This is a genomic window from Natronorubrum sediminis (genome assembly GCF_900108095.1).
GTDB lineage: Archaea > Halobacteriota > Halobacteria > Halobacteriales > Natrialbaceae > Natronorubrum > Natronorubrum sediminis.
Genome location: NZ_FNWL01000001.1, coordinates 852,254 through 869,991 on the forward strand (window position 1 = coordinate 852,254; position 17,738 = coordinate 869,991).

The following is a 17,738-nucleotide window of genomic DNA, read 5'->3' on the forward strand; positions in this document are numbered from 1 at the left end:
ACCGCGGCTTTCGCGAGACGGCGGAATTTCGACGTTGCCCTTAGAAGACGAGCGCCCCGAGCTGGAACATGACGAGAACCATCGCGACGACGCCGAGCACGACGAACAGCGCGTGCTCGAGGCTTGGATCGCCGGGTTCGATCGGCGTCGAACTGGGCTCCGGTGCGTACGGATCGTCTTCAGCGTCGTTCGCCGAGGCGTCTGCCTCGTCGGCTCCCCAGTCGTCGTCAGCGACTGATCCCGAGAGGTCGAGTGGCACACGATACGCATCGTCGTCGCGACGGCCGCGTTCGGAGTCGGATCCGGGGTCGCGAACGTCGTCTCGAGACACCCGAATCTCGTCTGCCAGCGTGTCATCACGATCGGTGTCGACAACGGGATCGTCCCACCGGTCGCGCTCTCGCTCGAATTCGGAGGCCTCCTCGCGGGTGTGAGCCGTCGAATCCGACGTCCCCTCCCGATGTGCGTCCTCCTCAGGTTCGGACGCGTCGTCTGTCATGATCGGATCCTAATCGCCGCGCCATCAAAAAGCCGCGGTCCCGAATCGAACAGCGAACGAGTGACTGTCCACAACGTTACTCGAGTTCCGAACGGTTCGTCCGGTCGCCGATCTCTCCGCCGTAGACGACGCCGCGTTCGGCGTCGAGCGTGACGACGTTCCCTTCGATACCCCCTGGAAGCGAGGCGCCGCTGACCATCGGAATGTCCATCTCTCGAGCGACCAGTGCGGGGTAGCCCGTCAGTCCCCGCTGGGCGTCGACGATGCCGCCGATCGTGGACAGGTCACCCTCGAACTCGCCGTCGAACTCCGCCGGTAACGAGAGTATCGCCCCGTCGGGAACCCTCGAAAGGTCGCCGTCATCCACTCGCACAACGGGGCCCGTCACGCGCCCGTCGACGACGACACGGCCGGTCGTCAGCGCCTCGGCGGCGACGTGTACCTTGAGCATGTTCGTCGTGTTCGCGCCCTCGAGTTCGGTCATCATGCCACAGAGGACGACGACGGTATCACCGCTCTCTGCGACGCCGGCGTCCAGTGCAGCCTGAACGGCCTTCTCGACGACGGCGTCGGCTCCCTGATCCGACACGCGGGCGTAGAGCGGCGTCACGCCCCACGAGAGCGCGAGTCGCCGGCGGACCTCGTGAGTCGGCGTGGAGGCGACGACCGGGACCCCCGGACGGTACTTCGCCGTCTTCAGCGCCGTGTAGCCGGACTCGGTGACGGCGACGACCGCGTCCGCACCGATGTCGCGCGCGAGGAAGCGGGCGGATCGAGCCAGCGCGTCCGTCCGCGCCTCGCCAGCCGACGGAACGCGTTGCTCGAGCAGTTCGTCGTACTCCTCGGAGGCTTCGACCTCGCTGACGATGCTATCCATCGCGTCGACGACCGCAACGGGATGGTCGCCGATGGCGGTTTCCGCGGAGAGCATCACCGCGTCGGTGCCGTCGAGGACGGCGTTCGCCACGTCCGACGCCTCCGCTCGAGTCGGACGGCGAGCGTGCACCATGGAGTCGAGCATCTCCGTCGCCGTGATGACCGGTGAGCCGTCGTTTCGGCACTTGCGGATAATCCGCTTTTGGATCATCGGCACGTCCTCCATCGGACACTCGACGCCGAGGTCGCCACGAGCGACCATGATTCCGTAGGACGCTTCGATGATCTCGTCGAGATTTTCGACCGCGCCCGCGCGTTCGATTTTCGAGATGATCGGAATTTCGACATCCAGTTCCTCGAGCACCTCGCTGACCTCGTAGACGTCCTCCGCGTCGCGGACAAAACTCGCGGCGACGAAGTCGACGTCCCTCTCGGCCGCCAACTCGAGGTCCTTTCGATCCGATTCGGTGACGATGTCCAGATCCAGATCGACGCCGGGAACGTTGACACCCTTTCGGCCGCCGAGTTCGCCGCCGGTATCGACCCGGGCGCGAACGGCGTCTCCCTCGCGTTCGAGGACGGTCGTCTCGATCAGTCCGTCGTCGAGCAAGATCGTATCGCCCTCTTCGACGGCGTCGATGGGAAGCGAGAGGCCCACCGTCTCGGGAGAGACCTCCTCGCCTTCGACGAAGTGAACTCTCGATCCCGTCTCGAGTGTGACCGTCTCGCCCTCGGGAAGCGTCGCGGTCCGAATTTCCGGTCCCTGCATGTCGAGCATGACGGCGACCGGTTCCTCCCGTGACTCGTCGACGGCGCGAACCCGGTCGATCAACTCGGCGCGGTCCGCTCGAGTGCCATGGCTGGCGTTCAACCGAGCGACGGAGAGGCCAGCGTCGGCGAGGTCCTCGATCGTGTCGCGGTCGCTCGAGGCCGGCCCGAGCGTACAGACGATCTTCGCGTTTCTCATGGCTCGAGGTAGCGCGAGTACACGCAAAAAGATAGGTGGCTAACTCGGAGACGAGTTGCTTTTCACGTCCCGTCCTGTGCCACGTGAATCGTTTTCCGTTACTCAACCGTTTTCTGATATATGGTAACCGACGCATCGCTCGTCCAAGTCGATGACCGAGAGGTCCAGAACGCGCAGGAACTTTCGTCGATCTGGGGCGAGATACGAGGCGAGTTCGAAGAACACGAAGCCGAGGTGCTCGAGTCGTATGCCATCCTCGGCGAACACGATTTTTTAGTGACGTTCGAGGCACCCGACCGTGAATCGGCGTTCAAATCGGCGTTGACGCTCCGCCGACATGGATTATCCGCCCAGACGATGGAAATCGTCGATACCGACGATTTCGCACACCTAGTCGACGAGGTATAGTCGCTCGAAACGACGCGTGGTTAGCGAACTTTCTCGCCGACGTCGGCGTCGTCGTGGGTCGTCAACAGGTCGGCCTCCTCGCCTGCCGCGAGGATCATCCCGTTGGACTCGACGCCGAACAGTTCGGCCTTCGCCATGTTCGCCAGTAGGATGCACTTCTCGCCTGGAAGTTCCTCGAGGTCGTGGAGCTGTTTGATCCCCGCAACAACCTGTCGCGTCTCGAAGCCGATGTCGACCTCGAGACGGGCGAGGTCGTCCGCTCCGTCGATTCCCTCAGCGGTCTCGATGCGTCCGACGCGGATGTCGACGTCCTGGAAGTCCTCGAACTCGATGCGCTCGTCGGTGAGTGGCTCGAGGTCGTCTGCGCCTGCCATATCGGTCGCTTCGCCCGCATCTGTGTCGTCGCTTTCGGTTGCCGCGGCAGAATCGTCACCGTCCTCGTCGTCTGCTGTGGCAGCGACGCGCTCCTCGAGTTTCTCGTTCAACTCGTCGACGCGGTCGTCTTCGATCTTTTCGAAGAGTTCGCCGGGTTCCGCGAAGTTTCGCGGTGGGGCCTCGAGCGCGTCCTCGAGGTGAGCGTCTGCAACCGACCCGTCCTCGCCCAACTGTTCCCACAGAGCCTGAGCTTTGTCGGGCGCGATCGGTTCCAAGAGGACGCCGACGGCTTTCGCGATCTGCACGCAGTCGCGGATGACCTGCGCGGCTTCCTCGGGTTCGTCGTCGGTGAGTTTCCAGGGCTCGTTGCGCTGGATGTACTCGTTGCCAAACTGCGCGAGTTGGGTCGCGGCGCGGCCGACTTCCCGAAGGTCGTAGTCGTTGACCGCGTCGCGGGTTTGCCCGATCGCGCCTTCGATTCGTTCGCTGACTCCCTCGGAGACGCCAACCTCCGGCGTTCCCTCGTAGTTTCGGTACGCGAAGAGCAGCGAGCGATACCAGAAGTTGCCGACCGTGCCCACGAGTTCGCCGTTGACCTTCTCCTGGAAGGCGTCCCAGGAGAAGTCGACGTCCTGTTGAAGGCCGCCGGTCGTCGTCAGGTAGTAGCGAAGCAGGTCTGGGTGAAAGCCTTCCTCGAGGTACTCTTTCGCCCAGATGGCGCGGTTTCGACTCGTCGAGAGGCCCTTCCCGTTGATCGTGATGAAGCCGGTCGCCGCGACGGCGCGGGGGGCGTTGTAGTTCGCCCCTTCGAGCATCGCGGGCCAGAAGATGGTGTGGTGTTGGATGATGTCCCGGCCGATGATGTGGACGATCTCTCCCTCGCCCTTCCAGGGCTGTTCCCAGTCGTACTCGTCCGTCCCGACGCGTTCTGTGTACTGCTTCGTCGAGGCGATGTACTCGATGGGTGCGTCGACCCAGACGTAGAGGACGAGGTCCTCACCGTCTCCATCTCCGCCGTTGGGGTAGTCGATCCCCCAGTCCATGTCGCGGGTGATACACCAGTCTTGCAGGCCATCTTCGATCCACTGGCGAGGCTGGTTGCGCGCGTTCGAGGTTCCCTCGAGACCGTCTAAGAACTCGGTGAGGTACTCCTCGAACTCGGAGACCTCGAAGAACTTGTGTGGACGCTCGCGGTACTCGGCGGGGTTGCCCGTGATCGTGCTCGTCGGGTCCTCGACCTCGCCGGGCTCTAAGTGGCGCTGGCACCCTTCGTCACACTCGTCGCCACGGGCTTTCTCTCCGCAGTAGGGACAGGTGCCGACGACGTAGCGGTCGGGGAGGTACTGGTCGGCGTCGGGGTCGTAGGCGACCTGAATCTCCTTCTCGTAGATGTAGCCCTCCTCGTCTAAGGTGCGAACGACCTCCTGGGTCAGTTCGGTGTTCGTCTCGTCGTGGGTGTGACCGTAGTTGTCGAAGTCGACGTTGAACTTCGGGAACGTCTCCTCGTACTGGTCGTGCCACTCGAGTGCGAAGTCTTCCGGATCGACGCCTTCTTGCTCGGCGTTGACGGCGACGGGCGTGCCGTGCATGTCCGAGCCACAGACGTAGGCGGTTTGTTGACCCAGCGTCTCGAGTGCGCGGTCGAACGCGTCGGCTCCGATGTACCCCCGCAGGTGGCCGATGTGCAAGTCGCCGTTTGCATACGGCAACCCACAGGTCACGACCGCGGGCGTGTCGGTCGGAAACTCGTCGTTGCTCATACCTGTACGCTGTCGCTGGCGGGCGTAAAACCCGCCGGTTTTCGGTCGCGAACGCGAGCGCGCCACATTCAGCTCCAAGCCGCCCCATTGCGTCGCCACGGACGGTAATTCGAGACTCGAGTGAGAGTATCGTCACGATACGGGACAAAATATCTAATTTCTCTACCGAGACTGTCATGCATTGTTTTGACATGCCATCCGAACGTAACGAGGTATGAGCAGCGGTGGCCAACGCGAACAGTGGGCGACCCGAATCGGGTTCATTTTCGCGGCAGTCGGTAGCGCCGTCGGCCTGGGGAACATCTGGCGGTTCCCGTTTCAGGTCGGTCAGGAAGGTGGCGCGGCGTTTCTCGTCATCTACCTCCTGTTTATCGTCGTCATCGGCTTTCCGGCGATGCTCATCGAGTTCGTCGTCGGTCGTCACACCGAACGCAACCCAGTCGGCGCCCTCCAGGAAATCGGCGCTGGCGTGTGGAAGTACGTCGGCTGGATCTTCATCGCGACCGGGTTCGTGATCCTTTCGTACTACAGCGTCGTCGCCGGCTGGACGATTCGCTACACGCTCCTCGGCTTACAGGACGACTACATCGCCGACGCCGCCGAAGCGGAAGCGCAGTTCGTCACGCTCGCGAGCGGCCTCGATGCCATCTTCCTTCACGCGATTTTCATGGTCGCAGTCATCGTCATCGTCGCCTACGGCATCGAACGCGGGATCGAACTCGCCGTGAAGGTGATGATTCCGGCGATCATCGTCATCATGCTTGGTCTCGCCGTCTACGTCGCGACGCTCGAGGGCGCGAGCGAAGCCTACAGCTACTACCTCTCGCCGGAGTGGGGAGTGATCGCCGCCGAGTGGCAAAGCATCCTACCCGCGGCCGCCGGACAGGCCTTCTTCACGCTCTCGCTCGGGATGGGCGTGATGATCACCTACGCGTCGTACCTCGGCGAGGACCGAAATCTCGCGGAAGACAGTGCGATCATCATCGGCTTCGACACGGCAATCGCGTTCGTCACCGGCCTGATCGTCTTCCCCATCCTCTTTACGGCCGGCGTCGCCCCCGGCGATCCCGGGGCCGGTGCGATCTTCGTCTCGCTCGCCGCCGCGTTCGGCGACCTCACGTTCGGCTGGCTCATCGGCGCAATTTTCTTCGCCACCGTCGCAATCGCCGCGCTCTCGAGTGCGATCAGTCTCATGGAGGTGGTCGTCTCCTACGCGATCGACGAGTTAGACGTCGACCGGGTAACGGCCACCCTCGCCATCGGCGGCGCAATCTTCCTGCTCGGCATCCCCTCGGCGTACGACCTCGTCTTGCTCGACCTGTTCGACCTCTTCGCCGACCAAATCCTGCTCGTCCTCGGCGGACTGTTGCTCGCCATACTCGTCAGTTGGTCGCTGTCGACGCTCGCCATCGAAGAACTCGAGCGCGGAATCGGCGACCTCGGCTCGCTTGGAACGGCGTGGATCTGGGCCGTCAGGATCCCCGTCGTCCTCGTGCTCATCGTCGCCCTCGTCCTCGGTATCCTCGACTACTACGAGTTCCTCAGCGGGGACTTCGCGGCGTGGCTCGAGGAGTGACGCCACTCGCGGGAAGATTAGTCCTCGCCGCCGGCGGACGGGGCGTGCCAGATATCCGGGAGCCACTCGAGGCGAGCACCGAACAACAGGCCGATTCCCACCAGGAGACAGCCGAAGAAGGCGACGAGGAACGCGCCGCCGCTGGGAACGACGACGATCGACACCGCCGCACCGACCCACGCGATCCAGGCCAGCGCCTCCCACGGCCGGCCGTCGTACAGTCGCCAACTCGACAGCGAGAGGGCGAATCCGCCCAGTGCGGCCGCGACCAGTACTCCCTCGAGAACCGCCGAAGCCCCGACCAGTCCGACGAAACCGACGATTGCGACCACGTCGAAGCGATCCAGCGCCATACTCGAGTCTCGAAGCGGGAGGGCAAACCGCTACCGATCCGATCCATCGGTATCTCGACGGCGGCGACGGAGCGTCAGCCGTCACTCGCGACTGGAACGCTCGCCCCTCGCTCGAGTCGATCGAGATCCTCGAGAAACGACGCGAGCATCTCCCGAGTCACGTGTGGCATGCAGACGACGCGCAATTCGCCTCTCGCGGTTCGGGAGATCCGCCACCCCTCCTCGCGCAGCGACTCGAACGTCGGTCCCGAAATATCGGCTGCGACCAGTGGTAGCGTCGGATCGACGACATCGTAGCCTCGCTGCTCGAGTTCCTCGGCGAGCCACTCGGCGTTTTCCTGAGAGCGACGGTACTGTTCGCGATACCCATCGGGCCACAACTCGTTCATCGCGGCGACGGCGCTCGCGACGCCCGCGCCGGAGCGCGTCCCTGTCAGCGTCGCCTGCGAGGTCGACTCGAGGTAAGGCGTGTCGACGGCGAGTTCGTCGAGCAGGTCGTCCGAGCGAGCGAGCAGACCGCCCGCGGGGACGGCGGCTTGGCCCATCTTGTGTGGATCGATCGCCATCGTATCGACGGCCGCGTGACCAAAGTGCCACTCGTCCCCGCTGAATGGGAGGACGAACCCGCCCCAGGCTGCGTCGACGTGGAGCATCGCTCCCGCGTCTCGAGCGATCTCACCGAGTGCCGGAATCGGATCGACGCGGCCGTACTCCGTCGATCCGGCCACGCCGACGACGAGTGCGGTATCCGCATCGACGGACGCGCGAACGGCCTCGAGATCCGCCCGAAACCTCTCGTCGGTCGGTACGATTCGAAGGTCGACGCCCAACACGCCGGCAGCCTTCTGAAAACTGAAATGTGCCGACTCGGGCATGACGACGTTCGGCGTCCGCGTCTCGGCCCGATTGCGGGCGATTCGCATCGCCTGCACGTTCGCTTCCGTCCCGCCGCTCGCGATGTACCCGGACGGATTCTCGAGACCGCCGATTTCGCCCAGCGTGGCGAGCGCCTCCTCCTCGAGGGCCGTCACAGTTGGATAGGTTCCCGGATCGCCGGGGTTCGTCGCGAGAAATCGTTCGGCCGCCTCGCGTGCGAGCGGATGTGGCTCGGAACACATCGAGGAGAGCACTCGATCGAACGATTGCGGCTCGCGTTGCATACCACGACAGTCCCTACTCGCGAATTTATGCGTTACGTTTACTCGAAGTAGTGAAGAAAACTGTCCGAGGGTTCGCCGACTCGGTCTAGCGGACCGAATCGAGGAGCAACTTTTGCTCGACGCGCTTTACTTCGTGTTGGACGTCGCGAACGGCGTCGATGTTAGCCGAAATCGAGTTCACACCTTCGTTGACGAGGAACTGGGCCATCTCGGGCTTGGAACCGGCCTGCCCGCAGATACTCGTGTTCACGTCGTGTTCTCGACAGGTTTCGATGACGTCACCGATGAGTCGCAAGATCGCCGGGTGGAGTTCGTCGAAGCGGTCGGCGACGTTCTCGTTGTTCCGGTCGACCGCGAGCGTGTACTGGGTGAGGTCGTTCGTCCCGAACGAAGCGAAGTCGATTCCCGCCTCGGCCATTCCCTCGACGGAGAGCGCCGACGCCGGCGTCTCGATCATCACGCCCCACTTTCGCTTCTCGGGGTCGATACCGGCGTCTTCCATGAGCGACTTCGCCCGGTAGACGTCCTCGGCATCGTTGACCAGCGGGAGCATGAGTTCGACGTTGTCGTAGCCCATCTCGTACAGGCGACGGAACGCCTCGAGTTCGTGGCCGAACACGTCGGGCCGGTCGAGCGAGCGCCGAATCCCTCGGTAGCCCAGCATCGGATTGTGCTCGCTCGGTTCGTTCTCGCCGCCCTCGAGTTGTCGGAACTCGTCGGTCGGGGCGTCGAGCGTGCGAACGCGGACCGGTCGCGGATAGAAGGCGTCGGCGACGCCGCGGATGCCCTCGACGAGTTCGGTAATGTAGGCGTCCTCGCCGTTTTCCTCGATGAACTTCGCTGGCGTCTGATTCAGCGAGAGGATCATGTGCTCCATACGGAGCAAGCCGACGCCGTCGGCTCCCGTCGCCGCCGCGCGTTCTGCGGCTTCCGGAATGGAGACGTTGACTTTCACCTCGGTCGCGGTCATCGGTTTGACCGGCGACTGCGGACGCACCTCCTCGACGGGTTCGGTTTCCTCGTCGGGATCGACTTCCTGTCCCTCGAGCACCGCGCCCTTGTCACCGTCGAGCGTGACGACTTGGCCGTCCTCGAGCGTCGTCGTCGCGTTCGTCGTGCCGACGATGGCTGGAACGCCGAGTTCCCGGGAGACGATCGCGGCGTGGCTGGTCATGCCGCCTTCGTCGGTGATGATCCCCGAGGCGCGTTTCATCGCCGGCACCATGTCGGGCATCGTCATCTCGGTGACGATGACGTCGCCCTCGCTGACTTTGTCGAGATCGTCGAGCTTTTTGACGATTCGCGCGGCGCCGCTGACGGTCCCCGGACTCGAGCCGAGTCCGTCGACGAGTACGTCACCGGACCCGCCGGGACTTCCTGTGGCTGCGTTTCCGCCACCTGTCGCTTGGACGCTACCGCTGCCGTCGGTGATTCCAGTTGTCGGGTCGACGCTGCCCGTCTCTGCCGTGGCTCCGCCGTCCTCGTCGATGGTCGTGATCGGTCGGGACTGGAGCATGAAGACCTCTTCGTCGACGATCGCCCACTCGACGTCCTGTGGTTCGCCGTAGTGGTCCTCGACGCGCTCGCCGAGGTCCATGAGCGCGTTGATCTCCTCGTCGGAGACGACTCGCTCGTTGCGTTTTTCCTGGGTAACCTCACGTTCGACGGTCTCGCCGGTCTCCTCGTCCTTTTCGTGCATCACCTTCTTCTCGGCGACGGTGACGTCGACCTCGCGATCCTCGCGCTCGATGACGTAGTTATCCGGCGAGACGGCGCCCGAGACGACGGCTTCGCCGAGTCCCCACGCGGCCTCGATGATCATCGTCGGGTCACCCGTCGAGGGATGACTCGTGAACATCACGCCCGATTTCTCGGCGTCGACCATCTGCTGGACGACGACGGCGATGTTGACCGCTGAGTGGTCGAATCCTTGCTCCTGACGGTAGTAGATCGCTCGCTGCGTAAAGAGCGACGCCCAACACTCCCGAACGCGGTCGAGGAGTGCCTCCTCGGTGACGTTCAGGAACGTCTCCTGTTGGCCCGCGAAGGAGGCGTCTGGCAGATCCTCCGCCGTCGCCGAGGATCGAACGGCGACGAACGCCTCGCCGTCGCCGACTTCCTGGTACGACGCGAGAATCTCCTCGCGCAGGTCGTCCGGAAACGGCGTCTCGAGAATGAGTTCCTGTGCGCGGTCGGCCGCGCTCGCGAGCGCGCTCGAGTCGTCGACGTCGACATCGACGGCCTCGAACAGTTCTTCATCGATTTCGGCTTCTTCGATGAACGATCGGTAGGTCCCGGCGGTGACGACGAATCCCGGGGGGACGGGCAGCCCAGCACCCGTAAGTTCGCCCAGAGAGGCGCCTTTGCCGCCGACCGTCTCGAGGTCGTCGGCACTGATCTCGTCCAGCCAGAGTACAGCCATTGCTATGTTCGTGGACACCCGAGCGAATAAAGAAGGTTGCGAACAGTTGCTGTGATTCGCTACTCACAACTGAATGAATATTTTTCGCGCGAGCGGCTGAGAGACGCGAAATCCGGTTGTCGACAGCCTTCGGTGGCAAGAATTACACGTTACGAGCGATCACGAGATAGCCCGTGTGGCCCACCGGTGCGGTCGACGGTCGCGAGCCGCGGTCGTCGAATTGCATCTCTCGTTGGATCGTCTCTCGAGTGCGGATGTTCGATAGTTCGGCCTCGCGCGCCGCCTCGACGGTCGCTTTCGTCGACTCGATAAACGGACTGTAGACCGCGAGGAAGCCGCCGTCGACGAGCACGTCGGGTGCGTGCGTCACGATCGACGGCGCATCGCCCGTATCGAGCGTGAGCACGTCGAACGACGACTCGAAGCCAAGCGAGTCGGCGCCCTCCTCCTCGAGCAGCGTCGCCAAATCTCCCGTTCGAACGTCGACGGAGTCGGAAACGCCCCCCAACGACATGTTCGCTCGAGCGACGTCGGCGAACTCGCCCTTTCGTTCGTACGTTACTACTGACGCCCCAGCACGGGCCATCGAAGCCGCGAGGACCCCGGTTCCGGTGCCGGCGTCGAGGATCTGATCATCCTGCGAGACGCCCGTCTCACCGATCACCAGTCCGATGTCTCGCGGGACCATCGGGGCCCCGGTTCGCTCGAAGTGGTGAAAGAGATCCGGGCCGCGCAACGAGCGCACTCGGAACGCCTCGCCCAGATGTGTCTCGACGATTTCACCCGGTTGCACGTCCGCCGGCACCTCGAGGACGCCCAGATCGGTGCCTTGCTCCGCGCCCGGTTCGATGAGGAACTCTCGATCCTCGCGGACGAGCAAGACGGGAACGCGGTCGCTCTCGGTGGATTCGTCGGACTCTTGGTCGTCGTGGTCGTGGTCGCGCCCGTGGTCGCTCTCGGTGTCGTCGTCGAGGGCAGTATCGTCCGTCACGCGTTACTCGAGGGATTCGACTGCAGCGGCGAGGTCGCCGTCGACGTCCTCGAGTGCTGCGCGCGCGTCGTCCTCGCTGACGCCGGTACGGGCCGCGACGAGTTCGACGTCGTCGTCGGGAATCGCGCCGCCAGCGTCTGCGTCGGCGTCGCCGCCGGTACCGCCAGCACTACCGGCAGCGCCGGATTCGACTTGCTCGGGTGAGCCGATGACCTGGTAGGTTTCCTGGCCACGGGCGTCCATCTTCGTGACTTCGGCGTCGTTGAAGACGAGGTCGTACTCGTCGGTGCGGATAATGACCTCCTCGGCGTCGATATCCTCGACGTCGATCCCCATCTGTTCCATCATCTGTTCCATCTTGCGCGGGTTCAGTCCGCCGCCTCCTCCAAACATACCCGACACGTCGCTGTCAGCAACCTTTTATGCTGCGGTCCGAACTTTTGCTCTGTGTGCGGTCGCTTTGCGACCGCACTCGGCAAAATCTCGAGAGAGCAAAGCTCTCTCGGACCTCGCGGGATCGAAGATCCCGCTTAGCTTCGATGAAAAGCACTCCTCCCTCCGTTTCGACTCCTTCGGAGTCTTCACATCGGTCGTCGGCCCGCTCGCTCACTTCGTTCGTTCGCGGTAAGTATCGGTAAACAGCCTGCCCTTCCCCGGGTCGCGGGGCTCTCGCAGTGCTCGAGCCCCGCTCCCGGCCGTCGATGTGGACTCTCTCCGCGAATTTTGATTTTGACTCACTCCGTGGGTCTCACTCCGCGGGCACGCCTTCGCGCACGCGAACTGCCATCCCCGTCTCGAAGTCCTCGATTCCCTCGGCGGCGAGGTCGGCCGTCCCGACGGCGATGAGTTCGCCGCGCTCGTGGACGACGAGGACCTCGTCACCGGGACGAATGTCGGGACCCGCCTCGAGGACGAACTTCGCGAAGACGTTCTTCTCGTCGCGGACGAACGGTTCGCTCTCGTCGTCGACGATGACGCGATAGGCCGGGAACTCGAGCGCCTCGTGTAGTCGTCGCCCGCCCTCGAGTCCGAGGGTGAACCGGCCGTCGATGCCGAAGGAGACGAGTCGCCCGCCGTCGGCGTGGACCTGCTGGGGCCGTCCAGAATTCGTTCGTTTGACCGTCACCGACTCCTCGCGCGGAAAGAGGGCCGACCCCGCGCCCGCCCCGAACTGGTAGTCCGCGATCGTTCGGAGTTCGGACACGCCGGCCAATCCGCCCTCGGTGGCTCCGTCGCTCATTACCCACCTCTTCTTCCGAGCGGTCGAAAGCCCTTCGACCTCGAGTTTCGTCTCAGTATCCGTTCTCGCGAAGGCCGTGGCCTGTCGTCTCAGAGTCAACTATCGCCAACTGAATCGAATCAGACACCGATCGTCGAACCGTCTGGCAAGCAGGTGTGCACCGATGTGCAGTGGCTCCCAGAGAAAATAGCGTCATATTATGGATATGGTGAAGGTTATAAGACTCGATCCGAAAGTTCCATTATCTCATGGACGCCACGCAAATCGGCCTCGGAACGGCACTGCTCGTTCTCGGGGGGCTAACGCTGGCTGGTCCGGCGACGCTCGTCTCTGGCCCGGTAACCTATCTATTGACGGCCGCGACGCTGTGTGTGACGGGATACGCACTCCTGGTTGGCGTGGGACGCAACCAGTACCCGAACTGATCTTCCTCGAGCAAGGCCGCGAGAAGAATTGAGACGAAATCCGCGAGATACGAAATCCGCGAGTGTCACGCAATCGGCTGAGCGGACGAACTCGACCTACAGGAGGAACGTTTCATGACGGTCGCCGAGGTCGAGAAACGAATCGGCCGCGGCGATGAGGTCTTCTGCCGTCGAGGACTCGAAGGCCATCACTTCGACACGGACGCCCTCGTGGCGCAGGTGCGAACACAGCCGCGAGAAATCGCCATCACCCGTACAGAGGACGATCGTATCGACGTGGTTCGCGAGCGTCACCGCGTCGAGACTCATGCCGACGTCCCAGTCGGCCTTCTTCGTGCCGTCGGAAAACGTCTTGATCTCCTTAATCTTCGGCTCGAAGCCGATATCGACCAGAGCCTCGAAGAAACTCTCCTCTTCCGGTGCGTCCGCGCGAATGACGTATGAAATCGCTCGAGTAAGTTCGCGGTCCTGGACGGCCTTCTCGAGGAGCGCGGAGTAGTCGATGTTGCGGCTGTGGATGCTCTGTGCGGTGTGATAGAGGTTCTGGGCGTCGACGAGAACCGCGACGCGCTGACCGGGATGGATTTCCGTCATATGCTATACTGAATCGGCCACCGTTAAAAAGTCGCGGCGTTTCGACGGGGAGAGACGGCGCGTTTCGAGGGAAGCGAGATGATGTCGACCCCCCCTCCAGAGGTGGCACTCGAGGGGGTCGGCAACACTGTTAACGTATCGACGTCTGCAAAAGAGCCGACGGTATCGAATTGTCCGCGACGTTCAGCTACGGAGCTTCTGAATGCGCTTTTCGGTTGGAGGGTGGGTCGCGAACACCGTCTCGAGCAGTCCGCGCTCGGAGTTGAAGATACAGAGCGCGGCCTGACCGTCGTCGATGGTCGACTCGCGGTTTTCTGCGCCCTGCGAGATCTTTTCGAGGGCTCGCGCGAGCGGGTCACCGCTACCGATGTACTGGCGAGCGTCGTCGTCGGCGACGTACTCTCGGTAGCGCGAGATAGCCATCACGAGGATCGTCACGAGCATCTGGGCAATCATCGAGAGCACCATGCCCACGATGAAGCCGCCGGGGTTGTCCTCGCCGGCGAACACGTAGACGAAGTAGACGGCGTAACCGACCATCATCCCGATGGAGCTACCGACCGTCATCATGAGCACGTCACGGTTCTTGATGTGGGCGAGTTCGTGGGCGACGACGCCCTCGAGTTCGTCGCGGTCGAGTAGCCGGATGAGCTCCTCGCTGACGACGACGACGCCGTTGCCCTTGCGGCCGGTCGCGAAGGCGTTCGGGACCCCCATCTGCTGGACCATCAGTTTGGGCTTCTTGATACCCATGTCACGGGAGAGTGACTCAGTCATCCGGTGAATATCTGCGTACTGGCCCTCTTCGGGCATCTCCTGAGCTTTTCTGGTAGCGGCCCAGGTCCCGAGTTTGTACTGGAGGAACGGGAACGTCACCAACAACAACAGGACGATCGGCCAGGCCCCCGTACCCAAGAACGCCAGTCCGACGGCTCCGACGAACAGGTACAGCGCCGCCAGCATCGAGCCGACGACGAACATCCGTAGCTTCAGTCCGAAGTCTGTCATAGACGAGAATACGTAACCTGGCGGCATAAATATCGCGAAACGTGATGCTATCCGGTGGCACACATTCGACGAGCACGAAGCGAACCGCTCAGTCCTATCACAAACGTCTCACGGTCGGATCGACGGACGAGTTTGACTCGAGTAGCTACTCGAGTGGGCCGCGGATCGTCGAGGGGAACGAACGAACCAACGAACAGTCGATCCAGTGAAGGCGAGGGATGAGTGACAGGAACGATCGTGGAATTCACAACCGATAAGTTCGTTCGGGGTGAACCGGCCTGATATGCGTCGCCTCGCTCACGAATCGACCAGCGTATCCACGAGCGTTGCGACCCTTCGTATTCTGAAAAAACGCGTCTGAGAGTGCTCGAGGCGGGCGTAGCGCCCCTGTCCCGGGTACGTTCCAGACGAACTCGGGTTGAAACCGTATTCGACCCCAACCGAGACGTACATCACCCATAACCAAGTAACCGCTATCCAACCAGCATACGACACCACCAATGACACGAGATATCGACTTCACGGGCGTCTTTCCGGCGATGTGTACGCCCTTCGACGAGGACGAACGGATCGACTTCGAAACCCTCCAGACCGACGCGCAGCGACTCGAGACCGCGGGCGTCGACGGCTTAGTCCCCGTCGGCTCGACTGGCGAATCGGCGACGCTGACTCACGACGAACACGTTCGCGTCGTCGAGAACGTCATCGACGCCGTCGAAGACGTCCCGGTCATCGCGGGCACGGGTTCGAACAACACCCGCGAGGCGCTCGAACTATCAGAGCGTGCCGCCGAAGCCGGCGCAGACGGACTGCTTCTCATCTCGCCGTACTACAACAAGCCAGAACAGCGCGGGCTGGTCGAACACTTCCAAACGATCGCGGACGCGGTCGACCTCCCACAGATCGTCTACAACGTCCCCTCGCGAACGGGCCAGAACATCGAACCCGACACCGCCGTCGAACTGGCGAGCCACGAGAACATCGCGGGCTACAAGGCCGCCAGCGGCGACCTCGGCCAGATCGGCGAAATTGCAGAGCGGACGATGGACGAGGACTTCGCCGTCCTCTCGGGTGACGACGCGCTCACGCTCCCCACGATTTCGGTCGGCGGAACCGGAACGATCAGCGTCGCCGCGAACGTCGAACCCGAACTAACCTGTGCGATGGTCGGTGCCGCACTCGACGGGGATTATGCACGGGCACAGAAAATTCACCACGAACTCGGCGACCTCTTTCGCGAACTCTTCGTCGAGACCAACCCCATTCCGGTCAAGGAAGCGATGGAGATCCGCGGCTATGGACCCGCCCGGATGCGTTCACCCCTCAGCCGACTCTCCGAAGAGTATCGCGACGACCTCGAGGCCGTCCTCGACGACCTCGAGACGACCGCGCCCGCGACGGCAGACGACTCCAGCGTCGAGCCCGCCGCGGAGGGTGAGTAAATGACGGCGCGGGTCGGCGTCACCGGCGCAACCGGCCGGATGGGCCGTGAAGTCATCGACGCCGTCGGCGACCACCCAGAGTGCGAAGTCGTCTTCGCGGTCAACCGTGAGCCCGACGGCGAGACGGTCGCGGGCGTCGAAATCGAGCCAGCGAGCGAGTTCGGCTCCCTCGTCGACGAGCGCGAGCCAACCACTGTCGTCGACTTCACCGGTCCCGAGTCGGCCATCGAGTACCTCGAGACCTGTGCGGCCGCCGACGTCGCGTTCGTCACCGGGACGACGGGCTTTAGCGACGCCCAAGAAGGCGCGCTCGAGGAGGCGAGCACCGACATCCCCGTACTTCACGCGCCGAATTTCGCCCGCGGCGTACAGGCACTCTTGAACGTCGTCGGCGAGGCTGTCCAGAATCTTCCGGGCTACGACGTGGAACTCGTCGAGACCCACCACAACGCGAAGCGCGACGCCCCGAGTGGCACCGCGAATCGGTTGCTCGAAGAGATCGAGTCGAACGGCGAGTTCACCGAGCGCACGCACGGCCGCGAGGGAGACGATCCCCGCGAAACGGGAGAAATCGGCGTCCACGCGCTCCGCGCAGGAAACGTCACGGGCGAACACGAGGTCGTCCTCGCGGGCAACCACGAGGAGGTTCGTCTCACTCACCGCGCCGAGGATCGCGGCGTCTTCGCCGCTGGCGCAGTCGACGCTGCGGTGTGGATCGCTGGACAAAAGGCAGGTCGCTACGAGTTTGCGGACGTGATCAACGAATGAGCACGCTCGAACGCGATATTTCGGAGCTGTGGAGCCGGTATCAGGACGACGAGATCGACGCCGATTCGGCCGACGAAGACGCCTATGCGACGCTCGAGGCGTTCCTCGAGGCGCTCGAGGCGGGCGACGCTCGCGCGGCCGAAAAGCAGGGTAACACCTGGGAAGCCAACGAGTGGGTCAAGCAGGGTATCTTGCTCAACTTCGGGCTGCGCTCGATCGGCCAGTACGAACACGGCAGCGTCACGTACAACGACGTCCTGCCCCTCGCGGACTCGAGTGAGTATGGCGAGCGCGGCAGCCGAAACACGCCGGACGGCACCGTCGTCCGTCAGGGAGCCCACATCGGCTCGGACTGCATCCTGATGAGTCCGGCGTTCGTCAACATCGGCGCACACGTCGGCGACGGCACGCTCGTCGACTCCTGTGACACGGTCGGCTCCTGTGCACAGATCGGGGAGAACGTCAAACTCGGCGCGAACACCCTCATCGGCGGCGTCCTCGAGCCAGTCGAGAACGCCCCCGTCATCGTCGAGGACAACGTCTCCCTCGGCGCTGGCTGTCGGGTCACCTCCGGCTTCGTCGTCGGCGAGAACAGCGTCGTCGGCGAAAACACGCTGCTCACGCCGCGTATTCCCGTCTACGACCTCGTCGAAGAGGAGGTCGTCTACGGCGAACTGCCCGCGAACCGTCGGGCGTTCACCCGATTCGTCGAGTCCTCGATCAGCGACCACGACCTCTTCGAGGGCGGCGCCTACAAGCCCGCCGTCGTCGCCACTGACCTCGAGACGGAGACCCTCGAGGCGACCGAGCGCGAGGACGCGCTGCGCGAATAGCGACGTCGACGCATCGAATCCAAACGTTTGAATCAACACGA

General features: G+C 63.3%; 17 protein-coding genes. 6 read left to right on the plus strand and 11 right to left on the minus strand.

The window, feature by feature from the left end; genetic code table 11:
• Window positions 1-40 precede the first annotated feature (40 nt).
• Window positions 41-499: a DUF7312 domain-containing protein gene (locus BLW62_RS04185; protein WP_090505466.1), complete on the minus strand. Its 459-nt coding sequence runs from the start codon at window positions 497-499 to the stop codon at window positions 41-43.
• 76 nt (window positions 500-575) lie between these two features.
• Window positions 576-2,342: a pyruvate kinase gene (gene pyk, locus BLW62_RS04190; RefSeq protein ID WP_090505467.1), complete on the minus strand. Its 1,767-nt coding sequence runs from the start codon at window positions 2,340-2,342 to the stop codon at window positions 576-578.
• Between the two features lie 120 nt (window positions 2,343-2,462).
• Between pyk and BLW62_RS04195 the strand changes: the two genes are divergently transcribed.
• Window positions 2,463-2,750, plus strand: coding sequence for a GYD domain-containing protein (locus BLW62_RS04195; protein WP_090505469.1), 288 nt, complete (start codon window positions 2,463-2,465; stop codon window positions 2,748-2,750).
• Window positions 2,751-2,770: 20 nt separating this feature from the next.
• Here BLW62_RS04195 and metG read toward each other — a convergent pair whose 3' ends face one another.
• The gene (gene metG / locus BLW62_RS04200) at window positions 2,771-4,885 is read right to left on the minus strand and encodes a methionine--tRNA ligase (protein WP_090505471.1); all 2,115 of its coding nucleotides are present in this window, start codon (window positions 4,883-4,885) and stop codon (window positions 2,771-2,773) included.
• Window positions 4,886-5,099: 214 nt separating this feature from the next.
• Here metG and BLW62_RS04205 point away from each other — a divergent pair, with 214 nt between their 5' ends.
• On the plus strand, window positions 5,100-6,461 hold the full coding sequence (locus tag BLW62_RS04205; protein WP_090505473.1) for a sodium-dependent transporter: 1,362 nt from the start codon (window positions 5,100-5,102) through the stop codon (window positions 6,459-6,461).
• Between the two features lie 17 nt (window positions 6,462-6,478).
• Here BLW62_RS04205 and BLW62_RS04210 read toward each other — a convergent pair whose 3' ends face one another.
• The 6 genes from BLW62_RS04210 to BLW62_RS04235 all read right to left on the minus strand — a co-directional run bounded on the left by BLW62_RS04210 (window position 6,479) and on the right by BLW62_RS04235 (window position 12,627).
• Window positions 6,479-6,814 carry a hypothetical protein gene (locus tag BLW62_RS04210; protein ID WP_090505475.1) on the minus strand — a complete coding sequence of 112 codons (336 nt, stop codon included), beginning with the start codon at window positions 6,812-6,814 and terminating at the stop codon, window positions 6,479-6,481.
• Window positions 6,815-6,888: 74 nt separating this feature from the next.
• The gene (gene mfnA / locus BLW62_RS04215) at window positions 6,889-7,974 is read right to left on the minus strand and encodes a tyrosine decarboxylase MfnA (protein ID WP_090505477.1); all 1,086 of its coding nucleotides are present in this window, start codon (window positions 7,972-7,974) and stop codon (window positions 6,889-6,891) included.
• A gap of 85 nt (window positions 7,975-8,059) precedes the next feature.
• Window positions 8,060-10,396 carry a phosphoenolpyruvate synthase gene (gene ppsA / locus BLW62_RS04220; protein ID WP_090505479.1) on the minus strand — a complete coding sequence of 779 codons (2,337 nt, stop codon included), beginning with the start codon at window positions 10,394-10,396 and terminating at the stop codon, window positions 8,060-8,062.
• Window positions 10,397-10,538: 142 nt separating this feature from the next.
• A complete protein-coding gene (locus BLW62_RS04225) occupies window positions 10,539-11,387 on the minus strand; it encodes a methyltransferase domain-containing protein (protein WP_090505481.1) in 849 nt (282 codons plus the stop codon).
• A 3-nt stretch (window positions 11,388-11,390) separates the two neighbouring features.
• Window positions 11,391-11,780: a nascent polypeptide-associated complex protein gene (locus BLW62_RS04230; protein WP_090505482.1), complete on the minus strand. Its 390-nt coding sequence runs from the start codon at window positions 11,778-11,780 to the stop codon at window positions 11,391-11,393.
• A gap of 355 nt (window positions 11,781-12,135) precedes the next feature.
• Window positions 12,136-12,627 carry a PUA domain-containing protein gene (locus BLW62_RS04235; protein ID WP_090505485.1) on the minus strand — a complete coding sequence of 164 codons (492 nt, stop codon included), beginning with the start codon at window positions 12,625-12,627 and terminating at the stop codon, window positions 12,136-12,138.
• Window positions 12,628-12,875: 248 nt separating this feature from the next.
• On the opposite strand from BLW62_RS04235, the gene BLW62_RS18510 reads away from it, so the two are divergent.
• Window positions 12,876-13,052 carry a hypothetical protein gene (locus BLW62_RS18510; protein ID WP_175459674.1) on the plus strand — a complete coding sequence of 59 codons (177 nt, stop codon included), beginning with the start codon at window positions 12,876-12,878 and terminating at the stop codon, window positions 13,050-13,052.
• Window positions 13,053-13,148: 96 nt separating this feature from the next.
• Here the strand turns inward: BLW62_RS18510 and BLW62_RS04240 are convergent, their stop codons facing one another.
• A complete protein-coding gene (locus BLW62_RS04240) occupies window positions 13,149-13,646 on the minus strand; it encodes a LabA-like NYN domain-containing protein (RefSeq protein ID WP_076579306.1) in 498 nt (165 codons plus the stop codon).
• 183 nt (window positions 13,647-13,829) lie between these two features.
• On the minus strand, window positions 13,830-14,654 hold the full coding sequence (locus BLW62_RS04245; protein WP_090505487.1) for a M48 family metallopeptidase: 825 nt from the start codon (window positions 14,652-14,654) through the stop codon (window positions 13,830-13,832).
• A gap of 500 nt (window positions 14,655-15,154) precedes the next feature.
• Between BLW62_RS04245 and dapA the strand changes: the two genes are divergently transcribed.
• Genes dapA through BLW62_RS04260 form a run of 3 tightly spaced genes read left to right on the plus strand, consistent with a single transcriptional unit; the run spans window position 15,155 to window position 17,697 of the window.
• Window positions 15,155-16,096 (plus strand): 4-hydroxy-tetrahydrodipicolinate synthase, encoded by a 942-nt coding sequence (gene dapA, locus BLW62_RS04250; RefSeq protein ID WP_090505489.1) that lies wholly within the window; start codon window positions 15,155-15,157, stop codon window positions 16,094-16,096.
• Complete coding sequence (gene dapB, locus BLW62_RS04255; protein WP_090505491.1) at window positions 16,097-16,864, plus strand: 4-hydroxy-tetrahydrodipicolinate reductase; 768 nt, start codon at window positions 16,097-16,099, stop codon at window positions 16,862-16,864.
• A complete protein-coding gene (locus tag BLW62_RS04260; protein ID WP_090505493.1) occupies window positions 16,861-17,697 on the plus strand; it encodes a 2,3,4,5-tetrahydropyridine-2,6-dicarboxylate N-succinyltransferase in 837 nt (278 codons plus the stop codon). Before dapB ends, BLW62_RS04260 begins: the two co-directional genes overlap by 4 nt.
• The last annotated feature ends 41 nt before the right edge of the window (window positions 17,698-17,738 follow it).